Origin of the sequence: Pantoea sp. BR_17 (genome assembly GCF_041955125.1) — a bacterium.
In the GTDB taxonomy this organism is placed as follows: domain Bacteria; phylum Pseudomonadota; class Gammaproteobacteria; order Enterobacterales; family Enterobacteriaceae; genus Pantoea; species Pantoea stewartii.
The window spans coordinates 343,708-357,003 of sequence record NZ_JAVAXT010000003.1; the positions used below are offsets into that span (position 1 = coordinate 343,708).

The window sequence follows — 13,296 nt, forward strand, 5'->3', positions numbered from 1 at the left end:
CGTGCGTTTTTTTACACTATCTGACGACCTGAGTTCAAGTAATGCGTCATATCGTGCAGATTCCGGGCGGGTTATGCGCATCATCCCCTACAGGAAAGGCTTTACAGGCCGTGGTTGTTTCCTGGTTTCACCCCACCGCTCTGCTTACCCGTTTTTCCCTCACTACACTTCAAGCACCCTTACAAATTTTGGCGACGACTGTTGTCGGGCTGGTATCGCCGACCGCGCCGTTGCTGTCCTTCACCGGTTTACAGGAGTCAACTACATGAAAGCCTTAACCTGGCATGGTCCGCATAAAGTCAGCGTTGATAATGTTGCCGATCCCGGTCTGGAAGCGGCCGATGATATTATTCTTCGCGTTACCGCCACGGCTATTTGTGGCTCAGATCTGCACCTGTACCGGGGAAAAATCCCGGGTACGGATCATGGCGACATTTTTGGCCACGAGTTCATGGGCGAAGTGGTGGAAGCAGGTCGCGCAGTGACCGCCGTGGCAAAAGGTGATCGGGTGGTGATTCCGTTTGTGATTGCCTGCGGCGACTGCTTTTTTTGTCATCTGCATCAGTACGCCGCGTGCGAAAACACCAACAGCGGAAGAGGCGCGATCTTAAACCGCAAAAAAATTACGCCACCTGCGGCCCTGTTTGGCTACAGCAAACTGTACGGCGGTATCCCCGGCGGTCAGGCGGAATATGTCCGAGTTCCCAAAGCGAATACCGGTCCGTTTAAAGTGCCTGCAACGCTCCCGGACGAGAAAGTGCTGTTTCTGTCTGATATCCTGCCGACCGCCTGGCAGGCGGTCAAAAACGCTGAAATCAAGCCGGGTTCAAGCGTCGCGATCTTTGGTGCTGGCCCCGTCGGCTTACTCAGCGCCGCCTGCGCCCGCCTGGAGGGCGCAGAACAGATCTATATGATCGATCATAATGACTACCGGCTGGACTTTGCCAGGGAACGTTATGGTGTGATCCCGATTAATTTCGATAAAACTGACGATCCCGCCGCCTGGATCATTGAGCACAGTGCGGGCCATCGCGGCGTGGATGCGGTCATTGACGCCGTTGGTTTTGAAGCCAAGGGCAGCCTGACAGAAACGGTATTAACTAACCTGAAACTGGAAGGCAGCAGCGGGAAAGCGTTACGTCAGTGTATTGCGGCCGTTCGCCGGGGCGGGATTGTCAGCGTGCCCGGTGTGTACGCCGGCTTTATTCACGGCTTCCTGTTCGGCGATGCGTTTGACAAGGGCCTGACCTTCAAAATGGGCCAGACGCATGTTCATGCTTATCTGCCCGACCTGCTCAGCCTCATCGAAAAAGGGCATTTAACCCCGGAAGAGATTGTGACGCACCATATGCCGCTGGAGGATGCGGCACGGGGCTATGCCATCTTTGAAAAACGGGAAGAAGCGTGCCGAAAAGTAATTCTGGTGCCGGGCATGACGCCAACCCAGGCGACGCTGTAGCAAACACGGGCGGGGTTTCCCGCCCGTTACAGGTTAACGGTGCTTCGCCTGGGCGTAGGCCGCATCTAAATCCAGCCGCTGCCAGAATGCCTGATCCGCGCCCGGCCCACCCAGTGGGTAACCGGCGGGTAACGCGCTTTTCACCATCAGCGCACGGCGCTGCTTCGCCGACAGTTGAGGCAAGGCGGTTTCCAGCAACACCTCTACGCCATCGGGAACCGTTAACCTGGCCTTATTGCCTGCCACCTTCGGCAGGTTATAGCTCATGGTGAAACGGTAAAACGGCTTCATGCTGCCAGTGCCATAGGGATCATCCTGTCCCGCGGGTTTTGCGCACACCGCTAATGTGGTACCACACTCTTTTTCCAGCGCACTGCGCAGTTGCTGGCGAGCCTCTGCGAATAACGTCCGGTAAGCAGCATCATTCAGATAATGTGCGACGTTATATTGGGCCACCATGCGCGATCCCATCACGTCCAGCGGATAATGTACGCCCAGAACCAGACGCGAATACCCGTAACGCGCGCCCCGTTGCAGCAACGCATCAAAACGTTCCGGGATCATCTCAGCCAGCAATAACGCATCGGTGTAGCCGGTATTGGTATGTCCGCTGGGAAAAGCCCCCCCATCGGCCGTATAAGGCTGGTTATCTTTGATCACCGTGTCATCCGGCACCAGATGAATCGTATTGCCTTTGTGCAGGAAAGGACGTGGATAGTCGAAGTGTTTTTTTGCCGCGCTGGTGCTGACTTCACTGGCTTTTATCAGCGCGGCAGCTTTACTCAGCTCGCCTTTTTCATAGGCCGCAAGAAAAGCTTTACCTAAGCGCGGTCCCAGGGCATCGGCAAGGAAATACAGATAGCTAATCCCTTCGGCGTCCGCCAGCGCCTGACGGCGTTCGCCCTGCGTGGCATTAAGATTAATTGATGTCACTGTGGCCCGGTTAGCGTTCATCACGTTATCCGGCAGCGTACTGAATCCCGATAACAGCGCAATGCCCGCCTGTTGCAGGGGTTGGGTCTGGAAATTGTAGCCACTGGCTTTCAGCCAGCGATAGTCGGCGAGTTTGTCACTTTGTTTCGCCTGTTTTAGCTGGTCACGGCTGAGCGTAGGTGCACCGTTCTGGATGGCCGTGCGCTCTGCCGCCAGCGCCTGCAGTTCAAGCGCATTGAATACCGGACTGGATGAGCCCTGAGACGTTTTGTTCGCCAGCGCACTGGCTTCAGACAACGGGATTGCCTGCGCCTGTTGCGTCACGAACAGCGCCGCCGCAATCAGGGTAATGTGCATTTTCATTATTATTCCTTTTTTCTCTGACCTTGCCGGTTGTCACGCTAGCATTGCTGTATGACAGTTTTATTTCGCAAGCCTGGGCCGCGCGTCAGCCGTCAGTGGCAGGCTTATCTCAGAAATCTGTCGCGCTGCGCCAGCAAAACCGCCCGAACCCGCTACGCTAAGGTAGGCATCGTTCGCGGCCGCGGCCGGGGGCGCGACATGGCCTGTCTCTCGTCGGTTGTCTGCGACTGAAGAATGCGCTGGCGAACGCAGCGTGAAGAGAAAATAAAAACAGAATTGATCGTTGATTCCCGATGCCACATTCATACACTTTCGGGTGGCCAATGCCCGCATCGGCATACGTGCTTATCAAGGGATGTTTACATGAGGTTATCCTATGCGCTTTAAAGGACTTACTATCGGGTTTTTCCTGCTGATACTGGCCATCGCGACGGTGGCTTTTTTCGAGGTATTAGCGCCTTACTTCTCGCCGATTCTCTGGGCTGCCGTGCTGGCCGTGATCTTCCATCCGCTGAAAACGTATTTGCGAGGCAAGCTGGGCGATCGTAACGGGCTTGCCGCCCTGCTGACGCTGTTGTGCATCTGTCTGATCGTCTTTACGCCTTTAGCGATTATTGCGTCATCGCTGGTGGTCGAAGTGAATACGGTTTACCACAAGCTGCAAACCAACTCGGCCCAGTTCCCGGTCGTTTTCGCCGATCTGCTGCAACATCTGCCAGGCTGGGCCAAACATTACCTTGCAGAAAACAACCTGGACAATGCTACGCAGATTCAGCAAAAGCTGTCGGCCTTTGCCCTCAAAGGCGGCCAGTACCTGGCCGGTAGCGCCTTTATCATCGGTAAGGGGACATTCAGCTTCACCGTCGGCTTCGGCATCATGCTCTATCTGCTGTTCTTCCTGTTGAAAGATGGGTCGTACCTGGTCCATCTGATTCTGGAAGCGCTGCCGCTGTCTACCTATGTAAAACACCATCTGTTTAAGAAGTTTGCCGCCGTGTCGCGCGCGACGGTAAAAGGCACGGTCGTGGTCGGTGTGGTACAGGGAATTTTAGGTGGGCTCGCCTTCTGGATTACCGATATTGATGGCAGCCTGCTCTGGGGGGCCTTGATGGGTTTCCTGTCGCTTATTCCTGCCGTCGGCTCCGCTATTATCTGGGTGCCCGCTGCGATTTTCTTCTTCGCAACCGGGGCGTTGTGGAAAGGGCTGTTTCTTGTGGGCTTCTTTGTGGTCATCGTCGGGCTGGTGGATAACATCCTGCGCCCACTGCTGGTCGGCAAAGACACCAAAATGCCTGATTACCTGATCCTGATCGCCACCCTGGGCGGAATGGAAATCTACGGCATCAACGGTTTCGTCATCGGCCCGGTGATTGCTGCCCTGTTCATTGCCTGCTGGAATTTACTGTCCGGACGCGATAACCGCGAAAACATCGAAGAAATCGATGAAGAGTTTATCGAAGAGGGGAAAAAACAGTCTGATACGGCGCAGCAGGATGCCGCAGAAGCAGAGGCGGCAAAGGCCGAAGCCTTACAGGCTAAGACCGTTCCGGCCGACCCCGAACAGAAATAGGGAATAAAAAAACCCACCAGCGGTGAGTTTTTTCTACACAAAAGCGGCTTAGTTGGTCGCTTTGTTTTTCAGGTCTTCGGCACCCTGCTTGGTTTTATCCCAGCCTTTCTCGGTGCCTTCTTTGGTTTTGTGCCAGCCTTTCTGCGCACCTTCAGAGATTTTGCTTGAGGTGGCGTTGCTCTTACCTTCCGCTGCATGCTCAGACTTCAGCTTCAGCTCCTGGCCTTTATGCTGCGTCTGATGCAGTTTTTCTTTAGCGGTATCTGCGCCTTTATGCGCTTCAGCGACAGTTTCATCCGTTGTGGTAGCAGCGAAAACTGGCGAGGCCAGTAAAACAGCAGACAGTGCAATAATTGCTTTCTTCATCGTAATTCCCTCTTGTGTGAAATTTGTCGTCTTGCGTAATTATCCTGGCACAGGAGACCAAAGAACGATTTAAGAATAGACCTGAAATGAAATATAGCGAACCTGACTGGTTAAAAGGACACCAGAGGTATAATCGTTGCCTATAACAAATCGAGTTGCTGAGGCGACGGGTCCGGTGCCGCAGGCTTGCGAACGCGACGTGGAGGAGGGGGTTGCTGCATAGCCTGGTGAATCCAGTCCATGATCACTGCTACCATATAAGCCTGCTGGTTATCAGTCAGCGTCTGATGTTGCGCAATACCGTGCCACTTTGCCAGGCATCCGCGACAGCAGGTCGCCGTCGCATGCTGAGCAATAAAGACCGGATGACCGCGCATCGGCGTTTGCTTGCCGTCATTCACCGGATGGGCGGCGGACAGACGCTGGTGGATAAACCCGGCGGCGTGCTGTTGCACCCCGGCCTGCCCTTTCGCAAGACAGTAATCGTATTCTTTACGACCCAGACGAAAACGCTGGCGAAAAGGCGAGCGCGACAGGCGCGCAAACAGGTCCTCAAACATTGTTCTTCTCTGTCTCAACGATCACGACAACTTTCTTCCTGCCAGATAACGTACGCCCTGCGCGCCAAACGTCTCGCGGTGCGGTTGCCCGGCCTGTAAATGAAAAATGTCGCCTACCTGGTAGGTACGGACACCGTCTTCGGTAAACAGGGTGATATCCCCTTCAAGAATCAGCGCCATCGCCTCAAAAGGATGATCGTGCTGGTCCAGTTCACTGTGGGCTTCACGTTCAACAATGACCGGTTCTGCAAAGCCTTTCTCAGCCAGCAGCGTTCTGAATTGATGTTCTGTCATCGGCATCCTCGTCTGTCATTGGGTTTACTGGCAGTGTAGTCACTCGCGTGCTTTTTTGCCGTTACGTAAAGTAGCGCAAGCAAGGTTGTAACAGAGAATCCCGCATGTGTACTTTCTGCTAATCGTCTCGTTAACACGTCATCTCTTAAACGGATTAAGCATGCCGCACAGGGTAAAGACTGCGCTGTTATTGATCAATCAACGTTCACGCAAGGGCCGCATTGATGCCGCCCGCGCCACAGAACTGCTGCAGCAGGCGGGCATTGATCTAATCCTGCCCGCCCCGGGCGATCAACGTAGTTACCCCGATCTTATTTCTGCTTACGCCGGCCAAATCGATTGGGTGATTGTGGGCGGCGGCGACGGCACGCTCAATGCGGCAGCGCCGGGACTGATGCGCACCGGGCTGCCGCTGGGGATTCTTCCGCTGGGCACCGCCAATGATTTTGCGCGAACACTGGGGATTCCAACACAACTGGAACAGGCGGTCAGTGTCATTTGCCAGGGCCATACGCGCTCTGTGGATCTCGGTGAGGTCAATGGTCACCTGTTTCTCAACGTCTCCAGTATTGGTTTCTCGGCTGAGCTGGCTCGTAATCTTACGGCACAGGCGAAAAAGCGCTGGGGCGTGCTGGGTTATGCCTTTGCCGCGTTGCGCATTCTGCGGCAAAGTCGGCCTTTCCGCGCCACGCTGATTCATGGCGGCAAGGCAACCGCCATTAAAACCGTGCAGGTGTCGGTTGGCAATGGGCGCTTTTATGGTGGCGGAATGACCGTACAGCAAAGCGCCGCGCCTGACGATGGCTTGCTGGACGTCTACAGCCTCGAAATCAAACGCAGCTGGCAACTGCTGTTGCTGTTTCCTTCGCTGCGACGCGGCACTCATGGCCGCTGGCGCAATGTCCGCACGTTCAGCACTACCGCTCTGACACTGCAAACGCGTCGGCCACACTTTATTAATGCAGATGGTGAGATCATCGGGCAAACGCCAGCCCATTTCCGCCTGCTTAATGATGCGTTGAGGGTGCTGGCTCCCGCCCCCTCCGGCAGGGAAAAGCCTTAAGAGCTTACAGGTAGTGCGGGGCGCTTGCGCATAGCGCTCAGCGCCAGGATGACCAGCCCCAGCCCAATCAGCACAAGGAAGTAGTAATTGAGTAAATGCCAGAGCCCGATGCCGGCGATCCCGCCCGCCAGGAAAGAGAGGATCGTGTAGGTATGCAGCCGCAGGCGCTCAACATAGAGCGGCGCGTCTTTTGGCGACGCCTTACGTCGAAGCACATCAAACAGCATCGCCAGCTCAATTCCAATGTCGGTGGAGGTCCCGGAGACATGTGTCGTTCTGACGCGCGCATTGGAGATGCGGGTCACCACCGCATTTTGCAGGCCCATCAAAAAACTCAGGCTCAGAATCAACAGCGCGCCGGACGACGCCAGCGTGTAATGGGCTTCGGTTATGCCCAGCGCCACCAGCGCCGCACCTTCCAGCAGAATATTCACAGCGTAGATTGTGCGAATCTGCCGTCGGCGTCCGGCATTAATAATCAGCGTCGATACCATCGCGCCAAAAATAAACATGCAGACAATCAGCAGGAAAAAGATGCCCTGATGCACATTGGCTTTGGCCAGATAATCCGACAGTGAGGATACGTTGCCTGTCATATTGGCCGAGAAGAAACCGACTATCTCAAAGGCAGCCGTGTTTAACGCGCCGGCGACAGCGGCAAGCGTGCAGGCAAGACGGCTGTCCGCGATATGCGTCCGTTCGGTTTCCGTGCTGATCAACATAATGTTCACTCAGATACGATGCGATTGGCTCTATCATTCGCTGAGTTCGTTAAGGAAACAAGCGCTAATTCAGCGACGTAGACCTCCGTCTGCCTGACTCTGTTTCACGAGAGGGTAGAAGCTATTACTGTGTCATTCGGCGCGAAGCCGGATGGCCTTTTCGGCTGGCGTGGCCTGTCTCCCTCTGTTCTGCTACTTACCGCCATAGAGAGACTGTTTCGACAACAATGCCGCACCTTATCAGGCTGTGTTCGCGTCTGTTGTGTTGGCCTCTGCTGCCCCGCTTCACGCTGTTCATAGCAACAGCATCCGAGCACATCGTCAGGAGAGCATATTTTATCTCGTCAGATCCGAACGCCGCGATAAAACCCCTCGCTAAAACAGTAATCGCCTCACTTTTCAGCCCGTTGCACCCTACTCTGTGGCAGATCAAGGTACCACGCTGCGCAACGCTTCATGCTTTGCGCTTTGTCCACCGACTCATTTATTAAGAGTATGAAACCGATTTCTAAAGCATTACTGACGTTAACAGCGACAGGATGGCTGGCTGGCAATGTGCTCGCTCAGCCGTTACGCGCACCGCTGCTGGGAAATTTGCAGGCCAGCGCACACCAGCGCTGTGGACAGGACATCACACTGCAACTGCTGAAAACGACCGATAACATCATGCTTATGGGCCTGAAAAACCGGGAAAGTGGCGAAACCGATCTGTTCATGTCCAGCAGCCCGTTTACTGCAGACAATAGCTATTCCCGCTTCGTGCCCGTGAAGTTCGATCAGTTGTCGAAGCACTTTATCGAAACGCATAACGCTGTGCTGGAGGTGATCTGGGGCGCAGCAAAAGACGATAAGAACGTGCTGCGCTATACACTGGCGTTAGGCAGTTACACCTATTCCTGCGGTGCCATTGAGTCCTGGCCGAATGATACGGCAAACCAGTTGTACGGTGAGCCGGATAGCAGCGATGCTGGCACTGCGGCAGAGAAAAAAGCGCTCAGGGAATAGCGCAACCCTCGACCTGTTTAACGGCACGCAGTCTGAGGCGCCCGCGTAAATTGACCATGAATAATGGCAAAGCGTTGTACTACCGTGGCCTGCTCAGCGATAGAGACATTTTTTATCGTCATCTCAAGCGGAAACGTCTCGCTGTACCCGTCCAGCGTAATTTTTCCGTTGCCTGTCCTGACGTTGTCGAAGGTGATATCCCGGTAATCGGGGATCATCGTGCCGCTGGCGTGCGGATCATAATGCGTATCAATGACCACGGGATTGTCCACATCCTTCATACAAATGTTTTGGTAGCGAACCGCCCGCACCTGCCCACCGCGCGAGCGGTCGCTTTTGATGCGCAGGCCATTGGTCGTGCCGGTTAACGTCAGCCCGTTCACCAGCACATCGCTGACGCCTCGGTTTATTTCACTGCCAATCGACATACCATGACCAGAGCCAAACTGGTTATTCACGATGGAAATATGCGAGGCCGGTGCGTTTCCGGCTTTAATCGCCACATTGTCATCACCGGTACTGATCCGACTGTTGATTAACGTAACATCGCTGGACCCCATGGGATCCACCCCGTCGGTGTTTCGTGCCGTCGCGGGCGTGTCGATGGTGATGCCCCATAGCGTAATGCCCTCACTGTCACTGACAGCCACGTGAAAGTTTGGCGCATTCTTCAGGGTGATCTGATACAGCGTGATATCCCGGGCGTGATCAACCTGGATCAGCCGCGGCGCATTTTGCTTTGCGTCATCACTCTTGGCGCTGGCCGCCAGTTGCCACCAGGTTTGCGTCTTACCGGTGACAGAGGCTCCGCCCTGCCCGTCGATCATGCCCTGCCCGTATATTCCGCTACCGCGGACATGACTGAGTGTAATAAACGCCCTGCAACCGTTGCCCTGCGAATCCAGCGTGCCACAGCTTCCGCGCCCGTTATCATACAATCGTGGATCCGGAAGCGCGCGCAACACCGCTCCCTTATCAATGCCCAGACTGACACCCGAAGGCAAAGACAGTGGCCCGCTATAAAATACCTTCGCACGGGTTGAGGGTACTAACAGCACCATTTTGCCGGGCGGGCAGCTATCCAGCGCCTGTTGAATAGTCTGACTGACATTATATTGATCCAGGGCCGGAATACGCTGGCAGACCGGCGGATAAACCGGTTGTGTTACCGTTCGTCGATCGCCCATTTGTGCCTGAGCGGTAAAACTGATCGCCAGGCCAACAATCATGGCTAACAGAACAAAGGGAGAGCGATACATCGTCACAATCAGGTCAGTCATAGTGAAAGGGGCGACAGAGGGACAGGCCTTCACAATACGCAAGTCCTTCCTGGCAGGTAAAGCAGAAAAATGAGCCCGTCGCCGGAAGTGGTCAAAATGTTAAATTGATGCGCAGGGGTCAGCGAAATAAAAGCGGGATGGCTTCGTTTTCCCCTTTGAAATACCGCCGTCCACAGCCTGGATACAGAGGATTTTGACCTTTATTCGCCCAAGGGATGAGTTTGACAGCACCAGGGCCAGTGCTACGCTTCTTGTCATATAACCGACTGATTTTTGGCAGCCTTCGCGAGGCCGGGCGGCCATTAAACGCTGAGGTATTGATGCATGATGCTCAGAAAACCCCGTATTAAGGAAAATATAAAAAACCTTAATTTTGAATATCAGTTTAGTCGTGCAGGGTTTATTTTACTGACAAGTGTTGTTGTGGCGGCAGTGCTGGGATTATTTTCCAACGGCCTGTTTAGCGAGCAGCACCTGCAGAATAAAACGCACACCTTACGTCTCGATTACGATCGGTTTGGCCGCCTGACCAGCGAAAACGAAATCAAAGTCTCCATCAAAGAGCTCAACGCACCGGACTATATTCTCAGCTTTGGAAAAACGTTTCTGGACGAATTTCAGATTGGCAGCATTAAACCTCAGCCTGACCGGATGTACAGCGAAAAGGATTATGTCTACCTGGTCTATAACCACGCCGACAAACAGCCGACCTTCTCAGTCTGGCTGGCCCTTACCCCAAGGAAGCCGGGCGCTTTTAGTAATACCCTGCAGGTCAATAATGAACCCGAAATCCATTTCAGCCAGTTTATTTATCCGTAGGTAACCTTTATGGAAATGGTCCTCAGAGCCGCTGCGATATACCTGATCCTCCTCCTTGTGTTCAAAATAGCCGGGCGAAGAGCCCTGCTTCAGATGACCAGTTTTGATCTGATCCTGCTCCTCATCATCAGTGAGGCAACCCAACAGGCGCTGCTGGGAAGCGATTTCTCCGTCACCGGCGCAATGATCACCATTATCACACTGATAGTGATGGATATGCTGTTTGGTTACATCAAGAGGAAACATAAAGGGTTTGAACAACTGATTGATGGCAGCCCGGCCATCCTGGTTGAAAACGGCCAGCCTTTTCCCGATAAGATGAAAAAAGTGAACGTCAGCGAGGATGATATTTTGCTGGTCGCGCGACAAAATCATGGGCTGTGCGAACTCGATGAAATTCGCTATGCCATTCTGGAAAGTAACGGGCAGATTTCGATTATTCCTGCTGAGAAATGAAACCCGTTTAATCCGCACCTGGCCATGGCGGCATTTCATCATGTGAGAAACGACACAAGGACCGAAAAGTCAGATACGGATCACGCATAGCCTGCATAAAATGCGTCAGAAGAGGATTCAGTGACGGCAGGAGGAGATGGGCGGTCGTGGAAAGCTATGACGATATCTATCGGCGCCTCAAAAATGAGGGCTATGAAGCCTGGACAGGAAGCGGCTTTTCGCGAGCCCGTCAGCGGCTCAGCGAGGTGCTTTATGAGCTTGAAGAAGCAGCATGGCTTCCTGACAAAGGGACTGTTCTTGAACTCGGATGTGGCAATGGTGCCATGGCATCACATTATTTTGCCCGACAATCATTCATCGTTTACGGGGTCGATATCTCAGACGTGGCGATTTGCTGGGCCCGGGAACGCTTCAGGGAAGCAGGTCTGGTCGGTCATTTTAACCAAGGCAACGTATGCGACCTTTCTCTCTATAACGATGCTCAGTTCGATGTCATCGTTGACGGCAGCTGCTTTCATTGTCTGGTGGGAACACAACGTACACATTGCCTTAAAGCCGTGCGCCGTGTACTGGCCTGTGACGGCGCGTTAATTATCAGCAGCATGTGTGGTTCGCCTAAACAAATAAGCGAATCTCTGCGTTATGACCCTGGACAGCACCTGTTACTGAAAGACGGCATTCCCTGGCGCACGCTGAAACCGCTGGACGACCTGACCGCAGAAATCACAGCAGCCGGTTTTAACATCCGTTATTTTTCAGTTAATCAGAATTCGTGGTGGGATCATGCAACGCTTGTGTGCCACAAGGCTTCCAGTTAGTGCAGCCCGTCATCGTATTGGTGCGGATTGCCCTTACCCAAATACTTACCGCTTTTTGCCCGACGCGGTTGACAGTTCAATGCCAACAAAACGCCTGTAGACCGTCGGCCTTAAAATACCTTTAAAGATGGCGTAAAAAAAGAGGCATAAAAAGCATGCCTCATAGTGTAGTAACAGGTTAATCAGACCGTAAATAAGCCGGGCTGAGAAGCAAACATGCTGAGATTAGTTGGCTGCGCGCTCTTTTTTAATCTTATCTGCGTACTCAATAACTTCTTCGCCGGTCTTACCGGCCAGTGCGCCTTTGATCTTTTTATCAATCAGCGCGCGTCCACCTTCATCACCGCTGCCCGCCTGCATCAGCTCTTTCATGCTGACCTGGCTGAAGGCGACAACCTGAATAGCATCGTTAAACGCGGCGCGCTTATCCTCTGCAAGTGACTCCCGAACTTTTTGAAGCGATGTCTGAAAAGCCTCTTCGGAAGAACCATCGATCTTAGGCTCTCCACATCCAGTGAGGGCGAATGCTAACAAAACGACTGCGATTGCTTTTTTCATATGGGTTTTATCCTAAAAAAATTCTTATCAATCGTAAGTTTTTGTAGCATTTTAATAAAGCTTTTTTTATTAACACTTACTGACTGATTACTACCTAAACGCCGCTACACGTTTGTTACGTTGAGTTTTCAGATAAACGACAAAAGAGGGTAACGTGTAGATTCGTCGATGGATAAAAGGGGGAGATGCCAGGTCCACCGGCTGCCAGTCAAAACTGTTCATGCAAGTTTACTGAGTATTAAACATGTCTGAAGACAGCTTAAGGCCTGCCCGAAGTATGCCAGACATTGCAATACATGAATGAAAACAGTTAACGAAGTCATCGGCACATTTTCTGATTTTGAATTAATACATTTTTTTGGGCGCATTGAGTAATACCTTTCTTTCCGGCCACAGGAAACCTTGCCCGTACTGCGCATGTGTAAGCAGAATACGTTGTCTTTCTTGCTGCGTTTCAATACCTTCAACCAGAATCTGTGGGTAAATTACAGAAGCTTTTGAGATGAGGGCAACGATTCTGCCTGAATCTTTAATTTCATTTCGGTCAATTTTTATCCCATTTACTTGTAAAGGCATCCTGCTGATTAAAGGGATAAGCGTAGAAGTGACATCATCCAACCAGATACGCCATCCTGCCTGTCTGAGAACATCAACGCCTTTTTTAAAAGCGGTAAGCTCATCCCAGGAAAGGTGGGGCAGGTTTTCGGGGTCCTGGACCTCCAAAATAATACGATTATCATGATTTATGTTTACAAGTTGCTTAATCTTATGGGTATTACAAAATATCTTCACGGGTAAATTAAGCCAGTACTCACCAGGAAATTTTGCTAAATATTCCATCTGCCATAGAAATAAAGAAAAAACCTTACCAGAAGACAGTTGGGAGAACCATTTTTCAGGGTTACTGTTTTTGATGCTTGACAATACTTCACAAGCAATAATCTCTCCAGTTTTGAGAGCAACAAGAGGTTGGAATCTGATTCCCTCAACATCACTAAGCATTTAAGGCCCATAGTTTTTGATAAATTAA

At 52.5% G+C, this 13,296-nt stretch carries 15 protein-coding genes; 7 read left to right on the forward strand and 8 right to left on the reverse strand.

The window, feature by feature from the left end; genetic code table 11:
* Positions 1-265: 265 nt before the first annotated feature.
* Positions 266-1,459, forward strand: coding sequence for a zinc-dependent alcohol dehydrogenase (locus RAC60_RS07775; RefSeq protein ID WP_054634334.1), 1,194 nt, complete (start codon positions 266-268; stop codon positions 1,457-1,459).
* 33 nt (positions 1,460-1,492) lie between these two features.
* Here the strand turns inward: RAC60_RS07775 and RAC60_RS07780 are convergent, their stop codons facing one another.
* Positions 1,493-2,755 (reverse strand): phosphatase PAP2 family protein, encoded by a 1,263-nt coding sequence (locus tag RAC60_RS07780; RefSeq protein WP_375093220.1) that lies wholly within the window; start codon positions 2,753-2,755, stop codon positions 1,493-1,495.
* 376 nt (positions 2,756-3,131) lie between these two features.
* Here RAC60_RS07780 and RAC60_RS07785 point away from each other — a divergent pair, with 376 nt between their 5' ends.
* On the forward strand, positions 3,132-4,325 hold the full coding sequence (locus tag RAC60_RS07785) for an AI-2E family transporter (RefSeq protein WP_033737441.1): 1,194 nt from the start codon (positions 3,132-3,134) through the stop codon (positions 4,323-4,325).
* A gap of 48 nt (positions 4,326-4,373) precedes the next feature.
* Here the strand turns inward: RAC60_RS07785 and RAC60_RS07790 are convergent, their stop codons facing one another.
* The 3 genes from RAC60_RS07790 to RAC60_RS07800 form a co-directional block, all read right to left on the reverse strand.
* On the reverse strand, positions 4,374-4,691 hold the full coding sequence (locus RAC60_RS07790) for a hypothetical protein (protein WP_033737439.1): 318 nt from the start codon (positions 4,689-4,691) through the stop codon (positions 4,374-4,376).
* Between the two features lie 140 nt (positions 4,692-4,831).
* Entirely contained in the window at positions 4,832-5,251 is a 420-nt protein-coding gene (locus RAC60_RS07795; RefSeq protein WP_375093223.1) for a DUF4186 domain-containing protein, read from the reverse strand.
* A 21-nt stretch (positions 5,252-5,272) separates the two neighbouring features.
* Positions 5,273-5,545, reverse strand: coding sequence for a cupin domain-containing protein (locus tag RAC60_RS07800; protein ID WP_033737438.1), 273 nt, complete (start codon positions 5,543-5,545; stop codon positions 5,273-5,275).
* A gap of 160 nt (positions 5,546-5,705) precedes the next feature.
* Here RAC60_RS07800 and RAC60_RS07805 point away from each other — a divergent pair, with 160 nt between their 5' ends.
* Entirely contained in the window at positions 5,706-6,608 is a 903-nt protein-coding gene (locus RAC60_RS07805; protein WP_172912267.1) for a lipid kinase, read from the forward strand.
* Here RAC60_RS07805 and RAC60_RS07810 read toward each other — a convergent pair.
* A complete protein-coding gene (locus RAC60_RS07810; RefSeq protein WP_054688006.1) occupies positions 6,605-7,330 on the reverse strand; it encodes a YoaK family protein in 726 nt (241 codons plus the stop codon). The genes RAC60_RS07805 and RAC60_RS07810 overlap by 4 nt on opposite strands.
* A gap of 495 nt (positions 7,331-7,825) precedes the next feature.
* On the opposite strand from RAC60_RS07810, the gene RAC60_RS07815 reads away from it, so the two are divergent.
* A complete protein-coding gene (locus tag RAC60_RS07815) occupies positions 7,826-8,335 on the forward strand; it encodes a hypothetical protein (RefSeq protein WP_050504693.1) in 510 nt (169 codons plus the stop codon).
* Between the two features lie 17 nt (positions 8,336-8,352).
* On the opposite strand, the gene RAC60_RS07820 is transcribed toward RAC60_RS07815, so the two are convergent.
* On the reverse strand, positions 8,353-9,648 hold the full coding sequence (locus tag RAC60_RS07820) for a glycoside hydrolase family 28 protein (protein WP_375093264.1): 1,296 nt from the start codon (positions 9,646-9,648) through the stop codon (positions 8,353-8,355).
* A 291-nt stretch (positions 9,649-9,939) separates the two neighbouring features.
* Between RAC60_RS07820 and RAC60_RS07825 the strand changes: the two genes are divergently transcribed.
* From RAC60_RS07825 to RAC60_RS07835, 3 genes are all read left to right on the forward strand, one after another.
* Positions 9,940-10,434: a hypothetical protein gene (locus RAC60_RS07825; RefSeq protein WP_262959951.1), complete on the forward strand. Its 495-nt coding sequence runs from the start codon at positions 9,940-9,942 to the stop codon at positions 10,432-10,434.
* A 9-nt stretch (positions 10,435-10,443) separates the two neighbouring features.
* The gene (locus RAC60_RS07830) at positions 10,444-10,890 is read left to right on the forward strand and encodes a DUF421 domain-containing protein (RefSeq protein WP_033737433.1); all 447 of its coding nucleotides are present in this window, start codon (positions 10,444-10,446) and stop codon (positions 10,888-10,890) included.
* Positions 10,891-11,036: 146 nt separating this feature from the next.
* Complete coding sequence (locus RAC60_RS07835; RefSeq protein ID WP_375093226.1) at positions 11,037-11,708, forward strand: class I SAM-dependent methyltransferase; 672 nt, start codon at positions 11,037-11,039, stop codon at positions 11,706-11,708.
* Between the two features lie 225 nt (positions 11,709-11,933).
* Here the strand turns inward: RAC60_RS07835 and RAC60_RS07840 are convergent, their stop codons facing one another.
* Positions 11,934-12,266, reverse strand: coding sequence for a DUF6694 family lipoprotein (locus RAC60_RS07840; RefSeq protein WP_367143234.1), 333 nt, complete (start codon positions 12,264-12,266; stop codon positions 11,934-11,936).
* A 345-nt stretch (positions 12,267-12,611) separates the two neighbouring features.
* A complete protein-coding gene (locus RAC60_RS07845; RefSeq protein WP_033737426.1) occupies positions 12,612-13,268 on the reverse strand; it encodes an EAL domain-containing protein in 657 nt (218 codons plus the stop codon).
* Positions 13,269-13,296 lie beyond the last annotated feature (28 nt).